Source organism: Peptoclostridium litorale DSM 5388, assembly GCF_900141635.1.
Classification (GTDB): domain Bacteria; phylum Bacillota; class Clostridia; order Peptostreptococcales; family Peptostreptococcaceae; genus Peptoclostridium; species Peptoclostridium litorale.
The window spans coordinates 18739-44477 of sequence record NZ_FSRH01000006.1 but is presented as its reverse complement, the minus strand read 5'-3'; the positions used below and the strand labels follow the sequence as shown (position 1 = coordinate 44477).

At 40.1% G+C, this 25739-nt stretch carries 26 protein-coding genes and 3 riboswitches; of the genes, 22 read left to right on the top strand and 4 right to left on the bottom strand.

The genetic code is table 11. From position 1 onward, the window contains the following. Positions 1–317 precede the first annotated feature (317 nt). Positions 318–851 (top strand): 4Fe-4S binding protein, encoded by a 534-nt coding sequence (locus tag BUQ87_RS06960; RefSeq protein WP_242943799.1) that lies wholly within the window; start codon positions 318–320, stop codon positions 849–851. Between the two features lie 82 nt (positions 852–933). On the opposite strand, the gene BUQ87_RS06955 is transcribed toward BUQ87_RS06960, so the two are convergent. The 3 genes from BUQ87_RS06955 to BUQ87_RS06945 are packed head-to-tail and all read right to left on the bottom strand — an operon-like array spanning position 934 to position 3630. Then, complete coding sequence (locus BUQ87_RS06955) at positions 934–1749, bottom strand: lipoate--protein ligase family protein (protein ID WP_038263922.1); 816 nt, start codon at positions 1747–1749, stop codon at positions 934–936. A 52-nt stretch (positions 1750–1801) separates the two neighbouring features. After that, the gene (locus BUQ87_RS06950) at positions 1802–2758 is read right to left on the bottom strand and encodes a LipS2 family lipoyl synthase (RefSeq protein ID WP_038263919.1); all 957 of its coding nucleotides are present in this window, start codon (positions 2756–2758) and stop codon (positions 1802–1804) included. After that, positions 2755–3630, bottom strand: a complete 876-nt coding sequence (locus BUQ87_RS06945; protein ID WP_038263917.1) for a LipS1 family lipoyl synthase — start codon at positions 3628–3630, stop codon at positions 2755–2757. Before BUQ87_RS06945 ends, BUQ87_RS06950 begins: the two co-directional genes overlap by 4 nt. A gap of 139 nt (positions 3631–3769) precedes the next feature. Further along, positions 3770–3878, bottom strand: a riboswitch (glycine riboswitch). Positions 3879–4280: 402 nt separating this feature from the next. Here BUQ87_RS06945 and BUQ87_RS06940 point away from each other — a divergent pair. From BUQ87_RS06940 to BUQ87_RS06930, 3 genes are all read left to right on the top strand, one after another. Beyond that, positions 4281–5513, top strand: a complete 1233-nt coding sequence (locus tag BUQ87_RS06940; protein WP_038263915.1) for a 6-phosphofructokinase — start codon at positions 4281–4283, stop codon at positions 5511–5513. A 457-nt stretch (positions 5514–5970) separates the two neighbouring features. Next, a complete protein-coding gene (locus tag BUQ87_RS06935; protein ID WP_330391279.1) occupies positions 5971–7788 on the top strand; it encodes a methyl-accepting chemotaxis protein in 1818 nt (605 codons plus the stop codon). Between the two features lie 42 nt (positions 7789–7830). Beyond that, positions 7831–10083 carry an EAL domain-containing protein gene (locus BUQ87_RS06930; protein ID WP_052636053.1) on the top strand — a complete coding sequence of 751 codons (2253 nt, stop codon included), beginning with the start codon at positions 7831–7833 and terminating at the stop codon, positions 10081–10083. Positions 10084–10124: 41 nt separating this feature from the next. Here BUQ87_RS06930 and BUQ87_RS06925 read toward each other — a convergent pair whose 3' ends face one another. After that, complete coding sequence (locus tag BUQ87_RS06925) at positions 10125–10643, bottom strand: endolytic transglycosylase MltG (protein ID WP_052636052.1); 519 nt, start codon at positions 10641–10643, stop codon at positions 10125–10127. Positions 10644–10794: 151 nt separating this feature from the next. On the opposite strand from BUQ87_RS06925, the gene BUQ87_RS06920 reads away from it, so the two are divergent. The 18 genes from BUQ87_RS06920 (at position 10795) to BUQ87_RS06835 (ending at position 25362) form a co-directional block, all read left to right on the top strand. After that, positions 10795–11622, top strand: a complete 828-nt coding sequence (locus BUQ87_RS06920) for a hypothetical protein (protein WP_038263910.1) — start codon at positions 10795–10797, stop codon at positions 11620–11622. Further along, entirely contained in the window at positions 11615–12142 is a 528-nt protein-coding gene (lepB, locus tag BUQ87_RS06915; protein ID WP_038264561.1) for a signal peptidase I, read from the top strand. Before BUQ87_RS06920 ends, lepB begins: the two co-directional genes overlap by 8 nt. Positions 12143–12151: 9 nt before the next feature. Further along, complete coding sequence (locus BUQ87_RS06910) at positions 12152–12901, top strand: sugar phosphate isomerase/epimerase family protein (protein WP_038263908.1); 750 nt, start codon at positions 12152–12154, stop codon at positions 12899–12901. 161 nt (positions 12902–13062) lie between these two features. Beyond that, the gene (locus BUQ87_RS06905; RefSeq protein WP_038263905.1) at positions 13063–14724 is read left to right on the top strand and encodes a nucleoside kinase; all 1662 of its coding nucleotides are present in this window, start codon (positions 13063–13065) and stop codon (positions 14722–14724) included. 158 nt (positions 14725–14882) lie between these two features. Next, positions 14883–15476: an ArsR/SmtB family transcription factor gene (locus tag BUQ87_RS06900; RefSeq protein ID WP_038263903.1), complete on the top strand. Its 594-nt coding sequence runs from the start codon at positions 14883–14885 to the stop codon at positions 15474–15476. Positions 15477–15611: 135 nt separating this feature from the next. Continuing rightward, positions 15612–16445: a deoxyribonuclease IV gene (locus BUQ87_RS06895; RefSeq protein ID WP_038263901.1), complete on the top strand. Its 834-nt coding sequence runs from the start codon at positions 15612–15614 to the stop codon at positions 16443–16445. 64 nt (positions 16446–16509) lie between these two features. Beyond that, positions 16510–16615, top strand: a riboswitch (TPP riboswitch). A 57-nt stretch (positions 16616–16672) separates the two neighbouring features. Beyond that, positions 16673–16963, top strand: a complete 291-nt coding sequence (locus tag BUQ87_RS06890; RefSeq protein WP_038263899.1) for a thiamine-binding protein — start codon at positions 16673–16675, stop codon at positions 16961–16963. Beyond that, positions 16935–17690, top strand: a complete 756-nt coding sequence (locus BUQ87_RS06885; protein WP_038263896.1) for an ABC transporter permease — start codon at positions 16935–16937, stop codon at positions 17688–17690. The genes BUQ87_RS06890 and BUQ87_RS06885 overlap by 29 nt, the downstream gene beginning before the upstream one ends. 16 nt (positions 17691–17706) lie before the next feature. Then, on the top strand, positions 17707–18717 hold the full coding sequence (locus BUQ87_RS06880; protein WP_038263894.1) for an ABC transporter substrate-binding protein: 1011 nt from the start codon (positions 17707–17709) through the stop codon (positions 18715–18717). Between the two features lie 2 nt (positions 18718–18719). Further along, a complete protein-coding gene (locus tag BUQ87_RS06875) occupies positions 18720–19472 on the top strand; it encodes an ABC transporter ATP-binding protein (RefSeq protein WP_330391278.1) in 753 nt (250 codons plus the stop codon). A gap of 64 nt (positions 19473–19536) precedes the next feature. Beyond that, the gene (locus BUQ87_RS06870; RefSeq protein WP_038263892.1) at positions 19537–20289 is read left to right on the top strand and encodes a TatD family hydrolase; all 753 of its coding nucleotides are present in this window, start codon (positions 19537–19539) and stop codon (positions 20287–20289) included. A gap of 64 nt (positions 20290–20353) precedes the next feature. Next, positions 20354–20938, top strand: a complete 585-nt coding sequence (locus BUQ87_RS06865) for a TetR/AcrR family transcriptional regulator (RefSeq protein ID WP_038263889.1) — start codon at positions 20354–20356, stop codon at positions 20936–20938. Then, positions 20939–21220: a DUF503 domain-containing protein gene (locus BUQ87_RS06860; protein WP_038263887.1), complete on the top strand. Its 282-nt coding sequence runs from the start codon at positions 20939–20941 to the stop codon at positions 21218–21220. Positions 21221–21225: 5 nt separating this feature from the next. Next, positions 21226–21861: an endonuclease III gene (nth, locus tag BUQ87_RS06855; RefSeq protein WP_074210062.1), complete on the top strand. Its 636-nt coding sequence runs from the start codon at positions 21226–21228 to the stop codon at positions 21859–21861. Beyond that, positions 21861–23237: a VanW family protein gene (locus BUQ87_RS06850; RefSeq protein ID WP_038263881.1), complete on the top strand. Its 1377-nt coding sequence runs from the start codon at positions 21861–21863 to the stop codon at positions 23235–23237. Before nth ends, BUQ87_RS06850 begins: the two co-directional genes overlap by 1 nt. A 35-nt stretch (positions 23238–23272) precedes the next feature. Continuing rightward, on the top strand, positions 23273–23986 hold the full coding sequence (locus BUQ87_RS06845; protein ID WP_052636051.1) for a DUF2225 domain-containing protein: 714 nt from the start codon (positions 23273–23275) through the stop codon (positions 23984–23986). 52 nt (positions 23987–24038) lie between these two features. After that, positions 24039–24509 carry a tRNA (uridine(34)/cytosine(34)/5-carboxymethylaminomethyluridine(34)-2'-O)-methyltransferase TrmL gene (trmL, locus tag BUQ87_RS06840; RefSeq protein WP_038263879.1) on the top strand — a complete coding sequence of 157 codons (471 nt, stop codon included), beginning with the start codon at positions 24039–24041 and terminating at the stop codon, positions 24507–24509. A gap of 13 nt (positions 24510–24522) precedes the next feature. Further along, entirely contained in the window at positions 24523–25362 is an 840-nt protein-coding gene (locus BUQ87_RS06835; protein ID WP_038263876.1) for a DegV family protein, read from the top strand. Positions 25363–25608: 246 nt separating this feature from the next. Next, positions 25609–25715, top strand: a riboswitch (glycine riboswitch). Positions 25716–25739: the final 24 nt, after the last annotated feature.

The window sequence follows — 25739 nt, the reverse complement described above, 5'->3', positions numbered from 1 at the left end:
GCAACAACTGCAACAACTGCAACAACTGCAACAAACGTAGTCTTCAAATCTTCAAAGAAAGAACACGAAGATTTGAAAAAAGAAATAAAGGCAAGGTGTTAAATGAACAAGGAAAGTGCAAGTAGCTGTCAGACCGATTCTTGAGAGCCTGATGATCGATGAAATGTTGATTATCAGGCTCTAATACTTTTTTGAAATTAAAAAGAGTTGACAAAAAATAAAAATACACTATAATAATACCTATAGGGGGTATATGAAACCCGATTTTAATTACTATATAAAACGATGTTGTGAAATATAAACAGGGGGGTATTGAAATGGGTATGAAAAATAAAAAGGTGAAATCGCATCAAGGATGGTCTTGGATTTTTCTCGTTGGATTTCTATTGTTATCTGTTGTAGATTTTAGATTTGGAATATTGGGACTTATATGTATGACAATGCCTATGTATCACGCTTTAAGGGGAAGGGGTAAGGTCCACTGTTCCCACTACTGCCCAAGGGGTTCGCTTCTCGGAAAGTTTTTGAAAAACATAAGCTTAAATCAGACCATGCCAAAGTGGATGAATACGAAATATTTCAAGAATTCTCTGCTTCTTCTTATGATGGCTATGTTTACGGTATCTCTCATCCATTCAGGTGGGGATTTTACAAAGATAAGCTTTGCAATATTCAGGCTAATGAGCGCGTCGCTTGCACTGGGCATTGCAATGGGAGTCATATTCAAGCCTAGAAGCTGGTGCCAGGTTTGTCCTATGGGGCATGCGACTGGAATAATAAAAAACTACAAGGATGCCTCTGACCAATCGAAGAGCTCTGCATTGGCACCGCAAGTGATTCAAAGTAAATAGACTTTTAAATATTGAATACTAAAACCCCTCGGCTTCAACACATATCCGAGGGGTTTTAGTATGGATTTATTGCCTGTTTATATTATCTTCTGAAGGTCCATTCATCTCTTGAATATTTGGTTTCGCAAAGAACTTTTGCCATTTCCATTTCTTCATCTGTAAGAGAACCAATTTCAATGTCAAGGTCAAGGGCATCTTTGAATCCGTTGAAAAATGAGTTGCAAAGGTCTTCCCATTTTGCACATTCCCCTTGCTCATGTTTTATACTTGTAGCCTTTTGCGTAAAAGAAGATTTTATTCTCTCCTTTGCCTTAGGACTGCTCATTTTTATTGTACTGAAAAGTTTTTCTACGTCCAGGTCATTAAGTACAGAACCGTGCTGAAGCACAACTCCAAGCTGGCGAACCTGAGAACTTCCAACTATCTTTTTACCGCCCACAGTAAGCTCATATGTCGAAGGGGCATCAAAGCATGCAGATGATGTAAACTCCTTGTTTTTAAGGCTGACAACAGGTGAAAGATCGGCTGATATTCCCATGTTGTCAAAGCCCTTCAAAAGTCCACCTGATATTATTTTATACGACTCGGTTATTGATTTTGGAAGCATAGGATAGTCTTCAGATACTATCAGGCTGTATGTGAGCTCACTGTCGTGAAGAACAGCCCTTCCTCCGCTGAGTCTTCTTACGACGTCTATTCCAGAAGCTTTACACTGGGCTATGTCGACCTCCTTGTCAGATTTTTGGAAATATCCAAGTGAAATTGTTGCAGGATCCCATCTGTAAAACCTTAGTGTAGGAGGAACAAGCCCCTTAGAATGATAGCTTAAAATGGCCTCGTCTATTGCCATGTTCATAGGGCCGCTGTTGAAATCAGTATTTATGAATCTCCACTTCATTGATGAAACATCTCCTTTTTAATTTTATGCCGTTATCCATAGTATGTCCAAATTATAAAAGGTTTAAACTTGATTCTCTCATGCAATCGGAAATCTCTTCAGGTGAAAGCGGTCTTGGATAATTGTACATCACGCCTCCTGGTCTTTCGTTGTAATAAGGTCTGTTGCATCCCTTGCATCCTGCGGTTTCAAAACACTTTCCACTTGAAATGGCATCTGAAAGAGAGGTTTTTTCAATGTCTATTTTTACAAGTCTGCCGTTTTCAAATTTGAAATCTTCAATTGAAGCAAAACCGTACTTTAGAAGATAATTGGCCATTTGAACCCTTCTGTAAGCGCCGATGTCCGGAGGAGACTGGTTTTCAAGCGCCGTGCCCTTAACAGGGGTGAATGCAAAGAGGCCTACAGAAACTCCAAGCTTGTACATCTGTGCTATTTCAGATATGGCTTCAAATTCTGTCTCTCCAAGCCCGATTATTACATGGGTGGATATTTTATCAGGGAAAAGCGTCGCACATTCCTCTATAAGAGCTTTCTTTTGGTGAAAGTCGCTTCCCTTTATGCTATTGTGAATTTCAGCAGTGGCGGCGTCAAGAGCTATGCTTATTCTGGAAGCGCCGGCTTCTATGAGTTCTCTTGCATTTTCAACACTTGGAACGTTTAGTGAAACACTAAATGGAATGTCAGATTCAGAGTATATTTTTTTTGAAAGCTCTTTTGCGGCATCAAAAGATCCGCTGCAAAGAGTGAATTGTATGCATGCTCTTTGAATATCTCCAGTTGAAGCAGATTTTTTAAGCGCGTCAATCACGGTATCTGTATCGTATTCAGGCCAAACAACCCTTGAAAGATGAGAACCGTCATCTTTGCTTTCCCTTGCCTGAGGGCAAAAACCGCAGTTGTTGTTGCATTTTTGTCCATTTAAAAGATATGCGGTTGTGGATTTTGCATCAGTTTTAATCCTTTTAAGTCCGAGCACGTTGGCAGTTCCTATAGAAACTCTTATCATAGTACACAGCACTCCCTTCCGTATTTTATTTCAAGGCCTAGTTCTTTTGCAAGTTTTATCGAAGGCCCTGTAGGGTTTACGATTTTATTCACTCCGCATTGTACTGCTGTAAAGTCAATTTGAGCCCTCAATTTTCCTTTCGGCCTCATGCATCCAAGGTGTATGGGTATGTCGGGAAAATCTATTCTGGCCGTAGCCAAAAGCTTTGCAATTTCATCTATTTCAGGTGGGGATTTTTTTGCATATCGCGTGCCGGGGGTTGGAATGAAAACTATGAATACAAGAGCCTCAGCTCCAAGTTCTTTCAGCTTTTTAAGGGCGTCATATTCACCGTGGACCTTTCCTCCGTGAAGGCCTATGCATATGTGTGGGATTACCCTGGTGTGCTTTTTAAGCTCTGTATAGGTCCTTACATAGTCGTCTGCCGATTTGTCCAGGCCATAAACGTCCATTATGGTATTTTTGTCTGTCACAAAGTCGAAAGAGACGCAGTCAGTAAGCGCGGACACCTTTTCTATCTGCTCCGTATCTACAAGGCCTAAATGGGTGTTCACCTTCATGTTTTTGTCTTTAGTACCTTTGATAAAAGAGATGTGCCCAGCCATGTCGACTTTTCCCATCTCGTCGCAGCCCCCGCTTATTAGAACGCTGCTGCAATTGTCAAAGTTTATGTCGCTTGATATGGGAGTCATGCCCTTCAAGTAGTGACCTCCGCAATGTGCGCAGTCGAGTATGCATTTGTTTCCTGTAACGCTTATAACCTTTGTCATGTCGGGGATATCGAATTCTATGGAATTGTCGAAATTGGCTTTTCTTGTTTCATAGGCTTTGCCCAATAGAGACTTTGTATCAAGGCTAAGAGAAATATCCATTTTGCAACCTCCAAACACAAAAGATTTTTGTAATATGATTTATTGCACATAAAAAAAGGAATATACCGGCATGTTAATAAAATCGCCCGATATATTCCTCTGTCAAATCATCAATCAGAATTGCGAATTTTCAGAGAACCATCAAAATGCGGTCTGAGGGCCTGAAAGTTTCTATGGACAGTTGGCTATGCCCATATTGCATCTTCGGCTATCCTGAGAGTATAAAGGATATTTCCCGCAAATTTCATCTGGAAATTATTGAATGTGAAGTTCAAATATGATTTGATATTCACATATATCTTATCTAAATGATATAATGCCTGTGTTTTTAATTCAAGTATAAATAAAAGTTTAACGGATTTGTTGAAATCAAGCCAAATAATAGAAATATATAGACCTATGCAAATATAGCGCTGGTTAGAAATGGCTGTTTTTAGGTAGATATTATATTGTACTGGAAAAATATATATGAGGTCATAAAGACATGAGTTTTTGTTATAAAAATCATATTAATTATAAAAACATTAAATGAGTAGAGTATGGCTATGAAAGAGATGAATTTGGAAGTAGGAAAAAGCTTCGTGTTCAAAATTCCCGTGGTGGGTATTTACAGGCAAAGGTTTTAAACAAATATGAGAGGATGTGATTTTTTGGCACTTTCAGGGAATGTTGTAGTTGCTCAAGGAGGAGGGCCTACGGCGGTTATAAACGAGTCGCTTGTAGGGGTTGTATTGGAGTCGAGGAAGTTTGCTCAGATAAAAAGGGTATACGGTGCAGTTGGAGGAGTGAGAGGGATAATCGGAGAAGAATTTTTAGACCTTACACAAGAGACTACTCATAACCTTGAAGAGGTTGCAAAAACACCTTCGTCGGCGCTTCTTTCCACAAGGGACAAACCCGATGAACAATACTGCAAGCATATATTTGAGGTTTTCAGGGCCCATGATGTCAGGTATTTCTTTTATATTGGGGGCAATGATTCAGTAGGAACTGTGGATATAGTAAACAATTACGCACGCCTTGAAGGTTATGATTTCAGGGCCATACACATACCAAAGACAATAGACAATGACATCGTTCACAATGACCACACTCCGGGATATGGGTCTGCGGCAAAATTTGTCGCCCAGTCTTTCATAGGACTAAATCTTGACAACAGGGCGCTTCCGGGAGTGCATATAGGGGTTGTGATGGGGAGACATTCAGGATTTTTGACGGCGTCATCAGTGCTTGCAAAAAAATACCCGGATGACGGGCCGCACCTTGTATATCTTCCAGAGAGAGCCTTTGAGCTGGATAAATTCGCATCAGATGTAAAAAAGGTATATGACAAGTATGGAAGATGCGTGGTGGCGGTATCGGAAGGGATAGCAGACAAAGATGGCATTCCAATAGCCCAAAAGCTGGGGAACGTGGAACGGGACGCATATGGCAATGTATTTCTTTCGAATGCGGAGCTTGGAGACCTTCTTGCAAACCATATAAAAAGACTCTTGAAAATAGAGCGGGTGAGGGCGGATACATTCGGATACCTTCAAAGATCCTTCGGGCTGTGCATATCGGAGGTAGACCAGCATGAGGCGAGAGAAGCCGGGGAAAAGGCGGCGCAGTTTGCCATATGGCACGACATAGACGGGTCAATAACGCTAAACAGGATAGGAGACTATGCCATAGACTACGGCATAAGAAAACTTGGCGAGGTTTCAAACCGCACCAGGACAATGGACGAAAAGTTCATAAACGGTGAAGGAAACCACGTTACAGAAAGCTTTAAAAACTATGTAAGGCCGCTCGTGGGTTCGAACCTAAAGCAGGGACAAAGGCTCATAGCTCCTCCTGTAAAAAAGATAATAGGCCAAAACATGAAAGCGCTACAGCTTTAAAATATAAATGAATACTGAACATTTAGGAAGAGAGAATATACTAGGCTTTTTGTATTCTCTTTTTTTATGGTCAAGTGAAATAACGTGACATTCCAGCAGCTAGATTACGATTGAAGCCATGAGAGAAAGAGCGCGGACTGTTTTAAATGGCAAATTATAAATTAATATATATAAATATAAATTAAGTGATTTTAAGGAAATGTTAATGGTATTTAAATTGAAAATTTGAAATTTTTGGAGTAATATGGGATAGTGTAGTATAAATACAGAGATTTTCCAAGGCGGATTAATGTAAAATGAAGCTGCGTGCGAATAATCAGGATATTTGTCGGAATTTGGAGTGCTATAAATGTTGAAAAAATTAAGCACATGGGTTATTATGCAAATTATGTGTATGACAGGCTGGGTTAACCGGTTCACATGAGTGAATCTGAAGGTTTTTGTGAATATATACTGTATGAGGCATAAAATATACGGGGGTGTTTTTGTGTTTGAAAATTTTAAAGCAAGGCGTAAAAAGCGGAAGTCAATGCCTTCTTGTAGAAAGATTTATATGTTTAAAAATCTGAAAACAAGTGCGAAAATGACAATACTTTCGGGGTTTATGATAATCATGTTGATTTTTGTGGGAGGAATGGGATTTTACTACAATATGAAGGCCAACAGCAGGCTTTCACAGATGTTTAACGACAACTTAAAGCCTATTGAGCATCTGGGCAGTGCAAAAGCATATACTACACAGCTTGAAAAAAACATAGTAGAGCTCATAGAGGCATCACGGGAAGGCGACGAGGATGCCATGAAGGCGTTCATGTCAGAAATAGGACAAAGCTCATCCGGGATAACAAGACAGATAAAGGATTATGAACAGGGGAGAATGGATGAATTCGAAACAGAGGCGCTTTTGGCATTCAAGGAAAACAGGAGGATTTTCATTGGGACACTGGAGGAAATAAAAACTCTTGCAAGGGAAGGGGATCCTGACGAAGCATACAGGGTTTTAAAGTCTTCGGAAGGAATCATATCCAGATATCATATCGAACTTGAAAAGCTAATACAGCACAATATACAGATGGCCGACACCATAAAAGACAAAAATGACAGGGAGTATGGCATTGTCTCAAAAGAATTATCTTTTATAATAACTGCAGCGGCTGCGGCGTCAATAGTGCTGAGCTTGTACATATCCAGGAGAATTGTAGAGACGGTAAATGAGACAAACAGTCGTCTTGCCATGATTTCAAAAGGGGATTTAAGCGGTGAAGTTCCAGAAAAATTCAAATCAGGTAAAGACGAACTTTCGCAAATGGCAAATTCAATATACATAATGCAAAATGGACTCAGGGATCTTTTGAAAAGAGTTAAAAACTCTTCTGACGTGGTGTTTTCATCCTCAGAGCAGCTGTCTAGAATAACCCAGGAAGCCAATATTGCCGCAACTGAGGTTGCAAGTGCAATACAGCAGGTGGCACAAGGGGCGACAGAGCAGGCGGCGGATTCTGACAATGTCTTAAATGAAACTCTTCTTCTTGGAAATGAGATTGAAGAGGCTGGCATTGTAGTGGAGCATATGGACAGGCTTTCAGACGAAACGGCCAGTCTGAGCAAAAAAGGCACAGAGTCTATAAACATGCTAAATGAAAAGGTTATTGAAAGCGGCAATATGTCTAAAATGGTTGATTCTGAGATACAAGGGGTATATGAATATTCGAAAAGCATAGAGAACATAGTTGCAATGATAGATAAAATTGCAAAACAGACAAACCTTCTTGCGCTGAATGCATCCATAGAAGCGGCAAGGGCAGGAGAGGCTGGAAGTGGATTTGCTGTTGTAGCGCAGGAGATAAGGCTTCTTTCAGAAGAGACCGAGGGGGCAACTGGCAAAATAAAGGAGCTTGTTTCAAATATCCAAAGCAAGTCTTACAGCGCTGTAAACACAATGAATGAGTCTCAAAAGGCTATGGACGAGCAAAACAGGTCAATAGAAGATGCCAGGCATATATTTGAAGAGACGCTTGAAATGATTGGAAAACTCAATGTGAAAATATCAGAAGTAAGCGAGAGGGTTATGGCTGTAGACAAGCACAAGGATGGAATAATAGCTGCGGTTCAGAACATATCTGCACTTACCGAGGAGTCTTGTGCAGCGACAGAAGAAACTTCCGCAAGCACTCAGGAGCAACTTGCATCAATGCTTCAGATTGAAAACCATGCAAATGAGTTAAGGCGCATATCAGGAGAACTTGAGATTGATATTTCGAAGTTTAAAATCTAGAGGCTGACAGTTGAAGCGGGAATTTAAAAAGGGGTCTGGAAGATGAAAATGAAAACAGTAAGAGTTTTTATAGCAATATTGTTTTCGATATTTGCTTTAAGCATGACTTCATATGGTGAGACAGTTTTAAGGGTTGGAGTAGAAGAAGACAAGCCGCTTTCATTCAGGGCACAAGGTTCAAAAGCAGATGGATTTGCAATAGATATACTGGAGGAGATATGCAGCCAAAACGGAATAGAGGTTGAATATGTATACTCGGATCTCAGCGGTGAGATAAGTATGCTTGAAAATGGGGAGATCGACGTGCTCACCCTGGGATATTCGGATGAGAGAGCCGAAAAATTCAAATACATAGAAGAACCAATAATAGAAAACTGGGGAACTGTTGTAAGCCTGAAGCCATCGCAGCAGATTAGTGATATTTCGGGCAAAACTGTTGCGGTGGTCATGGACGATTTGTACGCCCAAAATTTCAAAAAAGTGATAACGGGAATGGATAAGGAGCCATCGTACATATATGCATCCAGCTATGAAGACGTATTTAGGCTTGTTGGCGATAAAGCTGCAGACTATGGAGTTGTAAGCAGGTTTTCAATGGCGGCAAGCAATGAAGGCCATGAGTATTATGAGACGCCCGTGCTTATAAACCCGGTTGAGCTTAGATATGCCTTTAGAAAAGACATTCCAGATGAAATATACAATATATTTGACAGCGGAGTCAAATATATGAAATCGGACAGGGATTCGAAATATTATGAGGCTATAGAAAAATGGTTTTTCATACAAGGCAGGGGAGTAATACCTGAAAAGGCAGTGTGGTTTGTTTCCGGGCTCATAGTGGCAGTGTTTATCCTTTGTATTGTAAACCTGTTTTACAAAGACAAGATAAGAAAAAATGAGATTCAGCTTATGGCGAAAAACAAGCTTCTCAGCGAAAAAAGTGAAAGCATATACAAGATGAATGAAAAACTCAGCCAGGATATGGATGATTTAAGGAAGAGCAAGGAAACCATATATAAAATGGCCTATTATGACCAGCTTACGGGACTTTTCAATAAAAATTCCCTCAATATGGACATTAGGAATATGTGCAGGCAAAAAGAAGTCTTTTCAATCGCATTTTTCGATTTGGACAATTTCAAGATTATAAATGACACAATGGGATTTTTGCAGGGAGACGAGCTTTTAAAGAAAGTGAGTTCAATACTTGTCAGAGAATCTGATGAAAATAAGAGCCTGTACAGGTGGAGCGGGGACGAATTCGTATTCCTGTGCAAAGGGATGGCTTCGGAGGATGAGATTGCAAAGTTTTGCAGTAGTATACTCAAAAATTTTGAAGAACCCATAACCCTTAAAGACATGAACTTCTTTCCGTCGGCAAGCATAGGGGTAAGCATATTCCCAGCAAATGCCCAAAGTCACGAAGAACTTATAAAAAAGGCCAATGCGGCGCTTCACTATGTCAAAAGCAAGGAAAAATGTGGATATAAGATATACAGTGAGGATATAATGGATGAAGCCATCAAGAAATTAGAGCTGGATGCAAAGCTAAGGAGCGCTGTGGAAAATGACGAGATACAGGCGTATTTCCAGCCGAGAGTAAATGCCAAAACCGGCGATATAGTAGGCATGGAGGCATTGGCAAGATGGATAGACTCTGATGGGAACTTCATATCACCTGCAAATTTCATACCACTTGCAGAAGAAAACGGCCTCGTGAAAAAAATAGGCAGGATAATGCTTCAAAAATCATGCATTCAGGCTAAGGCCTGGCTGGATATGGGATATAAGCTCAGCGTATCGGTGAATCTTTCCTCTAGGCAGCTTGAAGATGAGCAGATACTGGAGTATATAGATGAAACCTTAAAGACTAGCGGGCTTGGAAGTGAACATCTTGAAATGGAGATAACGGAAAGCTCAATAATAGAGAATATGGACAGTGCTCTTTCTATAATAGAGAAAATACGAAGCAGGGGGATAAAAGTGCTTTTGGATGATTTTGGAACTGGATATTCTTCACTAAACTATCTCAGAAGAATGCCCATAGATACTATAAAAATTGACAAGAGTTTTATGGATATGATATTTGAAGGCCACAAAGAGAAGGCCATAACATCATATATAATAAGCCTTGCGCACAGGATGGGTCTTACAGTGGTTGCTGAAGGAGTTGAGAAAAAAGAACAGGTGGAATTCCTGAGAGAAAAGGGATGCGATGAAATCCAAGGGTTCTTTTTCAGCAGGCCTCTTACTGCTGAAAAGTTTGAAAAACTGCTAAAAGAAAAGGCCTCATAAAAAATGAGGCCTTAATTTTATTATTCTATGTAAAAACCGTATTAGTCAGTTAGCGTTTTTATTATATTGTCTACGGAATCACCCTTTTTCATACTGTATGATCCGCTTTTCAATTTATTTTCAAGACCAAGAGAAGTTATTTTGCCGACAAATTCATCACTAGAGGATATAAGGCCCATTGATTCAAGGTCATTTGCTATGTTTATGCAAGCCGAGCCCCTTTTTATTTGGAAAATCACTATTTCGGCAACTATCTGGGTTTCGGCGGCCTGGCTTTGGCTGGAATCCACTTCAGGAGATGAAGCTTCTCCTTGTGAGATTGTTGATATGTCTGGATTTTTTTGCACGGCTGGTTCTTTGTTTGAATTGTCACCAGAATTGGTGTTTTCTGATAATGAGGCCTTTGTTGAAGCAGGACTGTCAGATGCTAAAATATAACCCGAAGACGGTTCAAACCAGCTATAAAGCTGCCAACCCATTATGCATACCATCGAGGCCAATATGAAAAAGCCCAAAAAGACATCACTGTATTCATAAACCATATTTTTAATTTTATCCATTGCTAAAACCTCCCTGATGGTATAATTATATCATAATATCATTGGGCAATGGGTATCAATAAAGCAGGCTTTGAGCAAAAAAATACTTCAGATACCATCTATGTATCGATTTTAATACTTCAATACAGTAATTTAAGCAGGAGGGATGAGTTTGGGGAGCATAGACGTTAAGAATGAATTTGTCATATCAAAATTTCTTGACAGGTATGACTATGACGGGGTTGAAGAAATATTAAAAGAGCGCGGGATTGGAGAAGGAGACCTTTACAAGGTTGTAAGCGCATGCAAATATCTCATAAATTTTGACTTTAAGACGGCTCTTAAAAGGATTGAATCCATAGAGTCTCCCAAAATAAAAAACAGGAGGAAGATAAAGGAGCTGAGACAGCATCTTTTGAATCTTATAGAAGGGTATCCAGAAGCAATATTTTCGGAACTTATAGAAAGCCTTAAGATGCAGTGTGTAAGCGAGCAGTACATAGACTATCTGGGAAGGGTGTACAGGCTTAAAGAGGCTCTTTTGAAATATATATTTATAAGCGGCCAGGACGGGGTCAAGAAAAAGCAAATATCCATGATAGGATATATGGTGTCAAAAAACAATATATTGAAGATACTGAGAAAAAGGTATAAAATATATAGCGGTAGCCTAAGTTACGGTTTGACTGAATACATTAAGAAGATGAATGGAAGAAATAAGACTTTTAAAGAGATCATATCGATACTAAACTCTAAAGAGATGGAAGAGCTTATAAAGCTCAGGCATGAGTGTCCAGTGGGGCACGGGTTTAAAGGGGTGAGCAGACAGGACATCCAGTCGATATACGGGGAGCCTCCGGAGGTAATGAAGGATTTTGTAAGGGTTTGTATACTCATGGATCTGAAAGTCAAAATAGACAGGCATGACGATATGAACAGGCTTATAGAGGAATTGGTGGAAAGATATGTGGGAAAAAGAGGAGATGGAGAAAATGAGTAATGTTACTAAGGAAATACTTGACTGGGTAAAGACGATAGTTGTTTCGCTTGTCATAGCCCTTGTAATAACTACGTTTATAAGACCGACACTTGTAAAAGGGTCTTCAATGTATCCGACGTTGGAAGAAAATGACTACCTTATAATAAACAAGATTGCTTATAAGTCAGGAGTACCTGAAAAAGGCGACATAGTGGTGTTCAAGTCTGACCTTATGCAGGAAAACGGCAAGAAAAAAGACCTTGTAAAGAGGATTGTGGCCGTTGAGGGAGACCAAATACAGGTTACAGAGGGAGAAGTTTATGTAAACGGAGAGATGCTTGACGAGGATTATATAAACGGGGATTATACAGACGGATATGTAGACATTGAGGTTCCAAAGGGCTATGTGTTTGCAATGGGTGACAACAGACCGAACAGCCTTGACAGCAGGGACTCAAGGGTAGGAATAGTGCCTGTTGACCATATAGTTGGCAAAGTGGGAATAAGACTTTTTCCTTTTGACAAGATAACAAAATTTTAGGGTAGTGCAATGCGTATTGGATTGAGCGCCACTGCAAAAGATCTGTTCATGGCTGTAGAAAAATGCAATGAATACGGCTGTAATCACATTGAAATAGGCGTAGACAATATATCGGACTGGGAATATATAAAAAGACAAAGTGAAAGCTTAAGGAGCCACGATGTTTCAATAGGTGTGCACATGCCGCTTGAAATGAATCCATGCGAAAGGGTTGAATTCATAAGGACAAGCTGGCTGGATTTTCTAAGAAAGAGCATTGACGTTGGAAGCAAACTTGGCGTCAAATACTACAATATACATTTGGGATATGGAATATCAAGTTTTGTAGAACAAGACAGATCCGCATATCTTGAAAACGGGGTTCGATTTTTGAAAAAGGCTGCAAAGTTATCAACGGGATCGCTGCTGTGCATAGAAAACATGTATGACAAGGGCGGATATATTCAAAACCTGGGGACCTGCAGCGAAGATTTCGAATATATATTTGAAAATATAAAAGATATCGGGTTTTGTTTCGACCTAGGCCACAGCCTTATATCCCAAGGAGACTATATAAGTAGGTTTGGAGAGAATGCAAAACTTGCACATATAAGCAGCAATGACGGCAGAGAAGACCTTCATATGGGCATTTATGGAAGTCGAGACAATGACATTGCAATAAGAAATATACTCGGCCTTAAGAATCTTGAATACGTAGTGTTGGAGATGAAAGCAGAATATGTGGCCAAAAGCTGCGAAAAGATAATGAATTTAATATAACTGTAAAATCCGAAGCAAGCGCGTAGTCTGCCTCGGATTTTTATTTTAAAGCATTTTTCAGCGGGTAAAAAATATATAAGTAGACAGAATATAAATCGGGTCATTATAATTTTGCACTAAAGCATTGAACAAATACTACATAAAAATAAGGGGAGTTTAAAATGGATAATATAACTGTCGAAATAATGGATGAAAAAAGAGTATACAAAAAAGGGACTACGCTTCTTGAAATACTTGACATGGAAAATTTGAAAGAAAGGGAGTTTATAGTAGTTGCGGCTGTTGATAACGAAATAGAGGAGCTTACATATCCCCTTGAAAATGACTGCAGGGTTGAATTTTTAAAAATAGACGACCCGGATGGAATGAGAACATATATGAGAAGCCTTTCGTACATATTCATAATGGCATGCAACGAGGTAATTCCGGAGTGCAGGGTTACACTGGAACATACCATAGGAAAAGGCCTTTACTGCGAGGTACATGAATGCGAACATGTAAGCGGCGATACAGTAAAAAAAATAGATGATCGTATGAGGCAGATAGTCCAAAGGGATATGCCTCTTGAAAAGATTAGAGTTTCAAATGAAGATGCAATAGAGATATTTAAAAGATTTGGACATTGGTACAAGGTAAGGCTTATGGAATACAGAGAGTCAGACAGTGTGAGCATATACAAGTGCGGCAATTTCAGCAGCTATTTTTACGGGTATATGGTGCCGTCGACAGGCTATTTGAAAACATTCAGATTAAAGGGCTGCAATGGAGGAATAGTCATAATAGGGCCAAATGAAAACAAGCCAACAATGGTAAATGACTATACATACCTTCCGAAGCTTGCCGAGGTATTTAGGGAGACTGAAGAATGGGCCAAAATAATGGATATAAACAGGGTTGCATCTCTTAACGATACAATAAAAAAAGGAGAGTATCCAAATCTCATAAGAACAGTTGAAGCCCTTCATGAAAAGAAGATTTCAAATATAGCCGACATGATAAATCATTCAGGAGAGGGGAAAAGGCTAGTTCTAATATCAGGGCCGTCATCTTCGGGAAAGACGAGCTTTGCCCAAAGGCTTATGATACAGCTTAGGGTGAACAAGATGAATCCCGTGTCCATATCACTTGACAACTATTTTGTAAACAGGGAAGACACGCCTCGTGATGAGAATGGAAATTACGACTTTGAGTCCATAAATTCCATAGACATAGATCTGTTCAATGAACATTTGGAAAAATTGATTGCCGGGCATGAGGTTGAAATTCCATATTTCAACTTTAAGACGGGCAAAAGGGAATACAGGGGAGATATACTAAAAATATCGAAAAAACAGCCTGTACTTGTAGAAGGAATACACGGGCTAAATGAAGCACTTAGCCAGTCTGTACACTCAAATGACAAATTTAAGATATATGTAAGTGCGCTTACGCAGCTGAACCTGGACGAGCATAATAGGATTCCAACCACTGATCTTCGCCTTATAAGAAGAATTGTAAGGGATCACAATCACAGGGGAAATAATGCTCTTAAGACACTCAACCTCTGGAGCTCGGTAAGGGCGGGTGAAGAAAAAAACATATTCCCATTCCAGGAAGAAGCAGATGTAATGTTCAATTCAGCTCTTGTATACGAACTGGCAGTTCTTAAAAAGTACGCAAGCCCGCTTTTGAAGAGCATAGAAAGGTCTGAAAGCGAATACAGGGAAGCCAGAAGGCTTTTAAGCTTTTTGCAGTATTTTGCGACAATAGAAGAAGAGGCTGATATTCCTCCTACCTCAATACTAAGAGAGTTCATAGGGGGAAGCAGGCTTGTCAGCCACTAATAAATTTTTCTCTATATTTTGACAACATTATGTTAGAATAGTATAATATATAAAAAAAGTTGGACGTAGGAATTTAAAAGTTTGACTGCACTACTTTAGCGTTGTATAGTATTAAAGTATAACTAGTTTTAAAAAAGAATAAAGGGTGGTGAATTTATTTGAAGGACATATTGGTTCTTAGGGACATAGATGAGATAAAGGCGGTATCCCATCCATATAGACTTGAGATAATGGAGGCTTTTGACGAAGAACCTCTTTCGGCAAAACAGCTTTCGGAGATATTAGGAGAGCCCCATGCGAAGGTGAATTACCATATAAAAACCCTTCTTGCAGCCGGAATATTAGAGCTTGTTGAAGAAAGGGTCAAGTCGGGAATAATTGAAAAATATTATCTGCCAAAGGCCAAAATGGTAGTGATAGACAAGAGTATACTCAACAAGAGTATGGAAGACGGCGACAGCGAAGTTACTCGTACGCTCAATCAGGCTTCGATAGCACATTTTGAAAAGGTGAGCGGAGACTTCTACAGAGCGGCTGAAAACATGGAGATACATTCAAAGCATATAAGAATGCATAATGAATACTACCTGACAGAAGACGAGGCTAAAGAGCTCATAACGACTTTCGGAGAAAAACTAAAAGAAATAATGGACGGCAGGAAAAAAGAAGACGACAAAAAGCGCAGGCCTTACAATATAGTATTCATGGCAATACCTGATATAAGAAGAGAGAAGAAAATATCAAAAGAGTAATTAGGTGTCAATATTATTGATGCCTTTCTTTTTGCCTGTGTATATAATGCGCACAAGAAAGATTTGAAAAGGAAAAATGCTGTTTTGGATGGCGATATTGACAAAGTTTAAAAGGATAATGCAAAGGAGGACAAAATGCTTGTTATAGGACCTCATATTTCAATAGCAAAAGGATTTGCAAGGGCTGCAAGAGATGCAGTGTCAATAGGGGCAAATACGTTCCAGTTTTTCACAAGAAACCCGAGGGGGGCATCGGTAAAGGCCTTTGTCCAAAAGGACATAGATGGGTTCCAAAACATGAGAGCGGAAAATGGCATGGGGCCTTTTCTGGCACATTGCCCGTACACGATGAATCTCGCAAGTGCGAAGGAAGACATAGTGGAACTTGGGAAGAGGATGCTCAGCGAGGACATAGCCAGAATGGAGAGCATAGGAGTGGAATACATATGCTTTCACCCGGGCAGCCATACTGGCATGGGCGAGGAAAAGGGAATAAGCCAGATAGTGGATGCACTGAGCGAAGTGATCAAAGAGGACGGAAGCGTATGGGTTCTTCTTGAAACCATGTCTGGAAAGGGAACAGAAATAGGATATAAATTTGAGCACTTGAATGAAATAATAGACAGAGTGGATAAAAATGACAGGCTGGGAGTGTGCCTTGACACATGCCACGTTTTTGCTGCGGGATATGACATAGTAAACGACATAGACGGTGTATTGGAGGAGTTCGACAGGGTTATAGGCCTTGAAAGGCTAAAGGCCATACATTTCAACGACAGCATGAAGGAATTTTCATCCAAAAAGGACAGGCATTCAAACATAGGGGAGGGCCTTATAGGGCTTGAAGCCCTTGTTAGGATAATGAACCATGAGCTTTTGAGGGAAAAGCCTTTTTTCATGGAGACGCCAGGGGAGCTGGATGTTCATGAGAAGGAGATAGAGCTTTTGAGGAGCAGGTATGAGGAATAAGATGCTGCAGACTTGATTTTAATGCATTGTGTAGTATAATGTAATTGTCAACCAGCGAAAAATTCAATATGTTATTGGGAGCCCGAATCTGAGGCTGAGAGGGAATGATGTATTCCGACCATTGACCTGATCTGGGTAATTCCAGCGTAGGGATTTTGCTGAATATACTGTTGCTCATGGGGTAACAGTTTTTGTTTTCAAAAAATAAATGTAAGGGGAGAGAGCTAATGCCAGTTGTAAACTTAAGCCTTCAGGTACTGCCTGTGGTAGATGAAAAGGACATATATCCGGTTGTAGACAGTGTCATTGAAATGATAAGGGAGACGGGGCTTAAATTTGAAGTTGGAGCCATGGAAACCACTATAGAAGGCGAGCTTGACGAGCTTTTGGAAATCGTAAAAAAGGCCCAGACAATATGCGTTGAAAAAGGTGCCAGTAGAGTAGTTTCAATGGTGAAGATAGACTATAAGCCAGAAGGTGTGACCATGGATGAAAAGACTTACAAGTACAGAAAATAATCTGCTCCCGGTAGCATTCATATTTGCATTGACTATGCTTTGGGAATTTGTAGTCAGGATATTCAGTATTCCCAAATACGTGCTTCCCGCTCCATCGGGGATATTAAAGGCTCTCTACAGGTCGAGGGATGTACTTCTTCTTCACACGAGGACCACTATTATTGAGGCGGTGATAGGGTTTGCAGCTGCAATAATATTGGCGCTGCTTCTTGCGGGAGTCATGAACCGGTGGAAGAAAGTCAAAAAGATGTTTTACCCCGTGATTGTCATATCACAGACGGTTCCAATAATAGTACTTGCACCTCTAATAATGATATGGCTGGGCTTTGGCATAATGCCCAAAATATCAATAGTAGTGCTTACGTGCTTTTTTCCGATAGTCATAAGCATAACCGAAGGGCTTGAAACTGTTGATGAAGACATAATAAGCATGATGAAGGTGATGAGGGCCAGCTCGTGGCAGATATTCACCAAGGTCAAGCTTCCCGCTGTGCTGCCGGCATTTTTTTCGGGACTGAAAATAGCGGCTACATATAGCATAATGGGCGCGGTGATCGCCGAGTGGATAGGCGCCCAGAGCGGACTAGGGGTTTATATGACAAGGGCCATGCATTCGTTTCATACTGAGGAGCTGTTTGCAGACATACTGATAGTTGTGGCGCTTAGCATATGCATGTTTGAAATTATAAACTATACGGGTAAAAAGATAATGCCGTGGAACAAATAATTGAGGAGGAATAAACATGAAAAAAAGACTAATTAGCTTTATTTTGACTGTTGCAGCCATTTCGACTATGGTATTTTCGGGATGTGCGGGCAAGGAAGAAGTTGTAGAAAAGCAGGAACAAGAACTTCAAAAAGTCGTGGTGACGCTCGACTGGACGCCAAATACAAACCACACGGGACTTTACGTTGCAAAGGACAAGGGATATTACAAGGAGGCAGGTCTTGACGTTGAGATAGTTCAGCCTGCAGGTGGAACAGCAGACCAGCTTGTGGCTTCAAACAAGGCTCAGTTCGGCATAAGTTACCAGGAATCAGTAACACTTGCAAGAATTGAAGACATACCTGTGGTTTCAATAGCTGCAGTTATACAGCACAATACTTCTGGATTTGCATCGCTTAAGGACAAGGGGATAGAAACTCCTAAGGATTTTGAAGGTAAGAGATACGGAGGATGGGGCTCTCCTATAGAAAAGGCCACTTTAAAGGCTCTTATGGAAAAATACGATGCGGATGTTGAAAAGGTTGAAATACTTACAACAGGGGCTGCAGACTTCTTTGCGTCAAGCGAGACTGACATGGACTTTGCATGGATATTTGAAGGCTGGACAGGAGTGGAGGCCGAGCTAAAGGGAATAGAGCTAAACTATATAGACCTTGGAAAGGAAAATGAAGCGCTTGACTACTACACGCCTGTAATAATAACTAATGAAAAGAACATAAGTGAAAACCCGAAGCTTGTGAAAGCATTCATGGAAGCGACTTCAAAAGGATATGAAAGCGCAATAGAAAACCCTCAGGAGGCGGCTCAAATACTAATAGACAACGCTCCCGAGCTTAACCCTGAGCTTGTCAAGAAAAGCCAGGAATTCCTCAGCTCGAAGTATCAGGACGATGCGGACAAGTGGGGCATTCAAAAGAAAGAGGTATGGGAAAACTATACAAACTGGCTTTATGAAAACGAGCTGATAGAAGAAAAGATAGAAGTTGACAAGGCGTATACAAATGAATTCCTGCCTGAAGGGCAGTAAGAATGGAAATGCACAGGATACACATGGAAAATGTCCACAAAGATTTTTATTCTGAAAGGGACAGCTTGCGTGTTCTTGATGATATCAACATATATGCGGATGAAGGTGAATTCATATCTATAATAGGACCCAGCGGCTGCGGGAAAAGCACGATATTCCACATATTGACAGGGCTTGTAAATGAGTATGAAGGAAGTGTACAAATAGATGGAATCCCGCTTTCGGAGTATGACAAACGTGTTGGATACATGCACCAAAAGGACCTTTTGATGCCGTGGAGAAACCTTATAGACAATGTGATAATCCCCCTTGAGATACAGGGAGAAAAAAAATCAGACGCAAAAAAGAAGGTAATGGAGCTTCTTCCTGTATTTGGACTTGAAGGGTTCGAGAAATCATATCCAAGTGAGCTTTCAGGAGGAATGAGGCAAAGGGCTGCGCTTCTTCGGACGGTGCTTGTAGAAAGTGACATAATGCTTCTCGACGAGCCATTTGGAGCGCTTGACGCCATAAGCAGGAGCAAAATGCAAAAATGGTTGCTTGAAATATGGAGCAGGTTTAAAAGGACAGTCATGTTTATAACCCATGACATAGAGGAGGCCATATTTCTTTCGGACAGGGTATATGTGCTTACAAACAGGCCTGCAACTGTATTGAAGGAAGTTAAAATAGACTTTGAAAGGCCGAGAAACAAGGAGATACTAGTAAGCCAAAAATTTTTAGACTACAAGAAAATTCTAATGGATGCGCTTTAATAAAAAGAAAAAGGCCGCAAAGACAACTGTTTTTGCGGTTTTTTCATGAAAAGGGGGATATTGTATGTTTGTAGATGTCCACTGTCATATAGACCAGTACGGGGACTATGAAATGGTGAATATGAAAAATGTAAAGGTGGTGGTAGGAGCGGCGATGGACTATCATTCCGGGGAGAAACTACTCTCAATGGCGCAAGAGAACAAGAGCATATATGCATGCCTTGGCATCCATCCTGAATACAGGGAGCATTACAGGCAAATGGACATGGTGAAAAGGCAGATATACGAAAACCGGGAAAATATAATTGCTGTGGGAGAGGTGGGCCTTGCACACTATTCTATTGATGAATTAGACGAAACTTGCAAAAGGAAGGCCTACGAGGAGTCGCTTTATATTCTTGAAGAATTCGTACGCATTGCAAAGGACATAAAAAAGCCCATAGTGCTCCATGCAATTGAGGATAGTGCATATGACGCCATAAGGCTTCTTGACCAGTATGGAGTTGAATCTGCCCTTTTCCACTGGTTTGAGGGAGATGAAAAGGCTCTTGGCATGATAGTTGAAAGAGGATATTATGTGTCGGTAAGCCCAGATGTGATGTATAATAGAAGATATGATGATTTTGTGAATATGATTCCAATTGGAAATATTGTATTTGAAAGCGATGGTCCTTGGGAATATGAGGGCAGGCGGGGAATGCCGGATATGATAGTGGAAATTGCAAAACACTTGAGCATAAGGCGAGGCATTTCTCTTGAAGAAATAGAAAAGGCCGCATATGAAAATTCTTGTTCACTGTTTGGGGTCATATTTTAGAGCCAAAGCGTGGATTTTGACAAGCAATCATATAGTATAACCCGTAAGAAATAGGGAGGTTTTTATGCAGGAGAGCAACACAAGACAAAAAATTCTTTTGGCAAGCCGAATGCTATTTGCAGAAAAAGGATTTCACAAGGCAAAAATGGAGGAAATAGCGGAAGCCGCAGGAGTTGGCAAGGGGACAATATACGATTATTTCAAGAGTAAAAAAGAGCTGTTTGAAACCATGATAAAGGACATTGCAAATGAATTCAAATCTGTATTTATCGAAAAAATAGGGGAAGAAAGAGATTTTGAAAGTAAGCTCAAAAAGCTTGCAGAGCTCAAGTTTGAGATAAACAAAAGCCATATATATATTGAAAGCCTTGTGTTCAAGAACCTCTCGAGCTTTGACGAAGAACTTTTGGAATGGCTTAAGGACTTCAGGGAGAAAATGATAGGCTTTATAGCAGATATAATGTGCGAGGGTATAAAAGGTGGCCATATAAAGGATGTGAATCCCAAACTGGCAGCGCTCATATATCTTGGAGGCGCGCACCTTTTGAGCCACTACATATGTGAACAGGAAAAAGATGAGTATGAAAGCATGAAAAATGAAGGGCTTGAGCTTCTTCACGAAATTACTTTTAGGGGGCTTGGAAAATAAATGTTTGTAGGGGTATGCACTCTTGAACTGTATATATTTTCGACAAATTCACTCAAGCAAAAAAGGCATGTAATAAAGAGCATAATAGAAAGGCTTAAATCAAGGTACAATATTTCAATTGCAGAAGTGGAAGACAATGACAAATGGCAAAAGAGCACTATTGGTTTTTCGTGTGTTTCGAATTCAAAAAAAATAGTCAATGACACGATAAACAAGGTCATAGGCTTTATAGACAATGATGAGAGAGTGGAAATAACTAATATTGATATGGAAATTTGGTGATTAATTTGAATGTTAACCGTGTAATTGAGATGCTTCAAAAAAGATATCCTGACGCCAAGTGTGAGCTGCAATACAGCACTCCATTTGAACTAATGGTGGCGACAATACTTTCAGCACAGTGCACAGATGTCAGGGTGAACATTATAACATCGGACCTATTTAAAACATACAGCGAGCCTTGTGACTTTACGGCAATGGAACAGGAAAAGCTCGAGGGGCTTATAAAGAGCTGTGGCTTTTATAAGAACAAGGCAAAGAACATAATAGGAGCTGCAAATATGATAGTCCACACGTATGGGGGAAAGGTTCCCGATACAATGAAAGAGCTCTTGAAACTGCCGGGCGTCGGAAGGAAAACTGCAAACGTAATCCTGAGCAACGCTTTTTTTAAGGACGCCATTGCCGTCGACACCCATGTATTCAGGGTTTCGAAGAGGATAGGGCTGGCAGATGCGGATAATCCTGACGGTGTTGAAAGGCAGCTTATGGAGATTATTCCAAAGGAAAAATGGTCGCTTGCCCACCATCTGCTTATTTTCCATGGAAGAAGGACGTGTAAGGCCAGAAAGCCTTTGTGCGATGAATGTACAATACAGGGAGAATGCAAATACTACAACAGCGTTTATGGGGGGAAATCGTAGTGACGAAGAAAAAAATAGCTTTGATATCTGTCTTGATAGTGTTTTTGGCAGCAGCGGGAGGACTTATATTTTCATACAACGTGTTTTCAAGCTCAGATATCATTGCAAAAGGGATATATGTAAGGGACAGCTACATAGGAGAACTAACAAAAGAAGAAGCAAAAAATATGCTTGCACAAAAGTATAGTGTGAAGACAATAGACATGGCATATGATGGAAACACATTTGAAATAAATCCCGAAGACATAGGCTTTGAATCAGATATAGAAAATACTGTTGAAGACGCATTTGGAGTCGGGCGGGAAGGAATTGCGGACTTTATAGGTACAATGGCGCTCGGAGAAGAAAAAGTTCTCGACATGGAGCCTGTATATGACGAATCAAAGCTGGACAGTATCATTGAAGATATAGCTGCAAGCATAGATAAAGCTCCAAATGACGCAAGGGTTTCAATGGCTGGGGGAGGCATAAATATAAAGCCGGACACTCAAGGAGTGAGGGTTGAAAGGGATGTTCTCAGGGAAAGCATTGGAGATATTCTTGAATACAAGTCTGTGGAGGCCAATATAGAAATACCTGTTGAAACAGTAAATGCAAAAATAAGATATGAAGATGTAAAGGGCATAAGAACTCTTCTTGGGAGCTATTCTACAAAATATAGCGCTTCAAACTTGAGCAGGAGTGAAAACCTAAAGGTTGCGTCAAATAGCATAAGCGGGAAAATACTAATGCCGGGGCAGGTGTTTTCCATGAATGAGACAACAGGAAAAAGAAGCGTACAAAACGGATACAAAATGGCCAAGGTGATAGTAAAAGGAAAGCTGGAAGAGGGGCTTGGAGGAGGCGTGTGCCAAGTATCTTCAACGCTGTACAATGCAGTAATAAGATCAGGTCTTGAAGTTGTGGCAAGGAGAAATCATTCAATACCTTCATCATACGTAGGACTTGGGCTTGACGCAACGGTATCATATGGAAGCATAGACTTCAAGTTCAAGAACAATTTCAAAAACCCGATATATCTTCAGATAAAGCCTCAAGGAGGACATATAAGCGCACAGATATACGGGTATGATGAAGACAAGCACAATGTGAGCATAGAGACTCAAATCGTCGGCGAAATACCTAGAACGGTTGAAAACAAAGAGGATGCAAATCTTGAAGAGGGAAAACAGATTGTTGAAGAACAGGGAAGAGACGGATACAAGGTTAAGTCCTATAGGGTATTCATGGATTCAAATGGAAATGTAGTTGACAAACAGACTCTTTCAAATGACTACTATCCGCCTATGAAAAAGGTTGTGGTAAGCGGAACAAAGAAAATACAACCAGAACAGTCGATACAACCGGAAATGATCCAAAGTCCGCAAGACATGTAGACTTTTAATGAAAAATTAAGGAGGCAATTAGAAAATTGAACAGAGAACTGGAAGAGTTTTATGATAAGGAAATGACATGTCCCGTATGTACATTTATATTTAAAACAAAAAAGCTTAGAAGATCTGCAATAAGGGTCGAGAAAAATGATACTGACTTTTGCTCTTACTACAAGTCTGAAAACCCATATTTCTATGCGCTTGCAGTATGCCCGCAATGTGGATATGTTGAATTTGAAAATATATTCGAAAAAATATCTAAGATTAGTATAGAAAAAATACTAAGGAATATAACCATGAAGTGGACTCCAAGGGAATACGGAGGAAAAAGAAATCTTGCGCAGGCCATTCAGATATACAAGCTTTCTCTTTATCAAAGTGAGGTTTTGGGAAAGGAAGACTCATACAAGGCCAATGTATGCCTTAAGCTGGCCTGGTTTTATAGGTATATTGGGAATATGCAAAGTGAGATGAAATTTTTGGAATATGCATGCAACCTCTATTCAAGCGCATATTCAGGTGAGAACTTCCCCATAAGTGGAATGGACTCGGCAAGGCTTGCATATCTTATAGGGGAACTTTGCCGAAAGCTTGGAAAGTACGAGGAGGCAATCAAGTGGTTCAATAAGGCTGTAAACGATCCAAACATGAAAAAGGCCCTACATATTAAAAAGATGGCAAGGGACCAGTGGCATTTGGCAGCTGAAGAATATAAAATCCAAAAAAGCAATCAGGCAGGATACTCGGAGTAGAATCACCATTTCAAGTGGGAGATAAAAAATAATAGATTAGGAGAAAATTAAAATGTCTTTAAATATAGTTCTTGTGGAGCCAGAAATTCCGCAAAATACTGGAAATATAATAAGAACATGCGCTGTTACAGGATGTAGGCTCCATATGGTAAGACCATTTGGCTTTGTTATGGATGACAAGCATTTGAAAAGGGCGGGGCTTGACTACTGGGATATAGTCAGCATAGACTATTATGACAGTTTTGAAGAACTCAAGGAGAAGAACAATGAGGCTAAGTTTTACTATGCCACCACAAAGGCTCAAAAATTCCACAGCGATGTGGAGTATGAAGAGAACTGTTTTATAGTATTTGGAAAGGAGACAAAGGGTCTTCCTGAAGATATGATAGGAGAAAACATTGAAAGCTGCATAAGGGTGCCTATGAGAAAGGTTGACAAGGCAAGATCATTAAATCTGTCAAATACAGTGGCTATAGTAGTTTACGAGGCTTTAAGACAGATTGGATATCCTGGACTAAGGTAAATGGAGGATGAATATGAATATAAAGATTATAGCAGACAGCCTTTCTGATATACCGGTGGATATTGCAGCAAGATTTGACATAGAAGTTATACCCCTTGTTATAATATTTGATGATGAGCAGTATCTGGACGGGGTTGAACTTACACAGGCTCAAATGTATGAAAAAATAGAAAGCTGTGGAAAGCTTCCGAAGTCCTCGCAAGTCACGCCTCAAAGGTTCGAAGATGTGTTTAGGAAGTATTTGGACATGGGCAAGGATATAATATACATAGGATCATCTTCAAATGCAACGGGGACATTTCGTTCGGCGCAGCTTGCCAAAAACAATATGGAATCGGACAAAATACATATTCTAGACACAATGCTGTTAAGCTATGCATGTGGAATGATAGTTGTAGAGGCGGCAAAGATGTCTGAAAACGGCAAGGCGGTCGGTGAGATACTGGAAATGGCAGAAGAGATGAAAACTAAAGTGGGATGCATATTTACAGTTGATACGCTGGAGTACCTTAAAAGGGGAGGAAGGCTTTCGGCTACAAAGGCTGTAATAGGGACAATACTAAATGTCAAACCGCTGCTTACACTTGAAGACGGCATAGTAAAGCATATGAAAAATGTAAGGGGAACTAAAAAAGCAATAGATGAAATTATAGACACAGTGATCAAGGAGGCAGGCGAACTTCCTAAGGGTCTTGTGATTTCACATGGAAGCAATTCAAAGATATTTGAAAAATTAAAAGCGGCAATATCAAAAAAAATGGGTTTGGAAAATGTAATTGAAACCGATATTGGAGCCGTAACAGGAATACACACCGGACCAACTGTTGCGGCTGTTTTTTATTTGAAAAAGTAGCAGCATGTATTTGAAAGTTCAAAAGCTGCAAAATCAGGGAACCTGATTTTGCAGCTTTTATTTTTGAAGGAACAGGCATATTGAGTATAAGCCTTGAATGAGGTGGAATGATATGAAAATCAAGCTTGAAATACAACTAAGTTTGTTAAAAAAATAATAATATTTAACAAAAGCGGGCGTTTTTGTTTAATATTTATTTATGGAGGTATGTATAGCTATAGGTTAATTTTATAAAAAATAAACTGTATGAAGAGTGCGGGAGAGAGTCTTGTAAAAGGCCGCCGAAGGGACAAACCGGTGCATGAGCCTAGTGTAGTGGTGAAATTTTCAGGCAAAAGAGCTGCATTTGGACAGCCTCTGGATAAAAACAGAGAAGA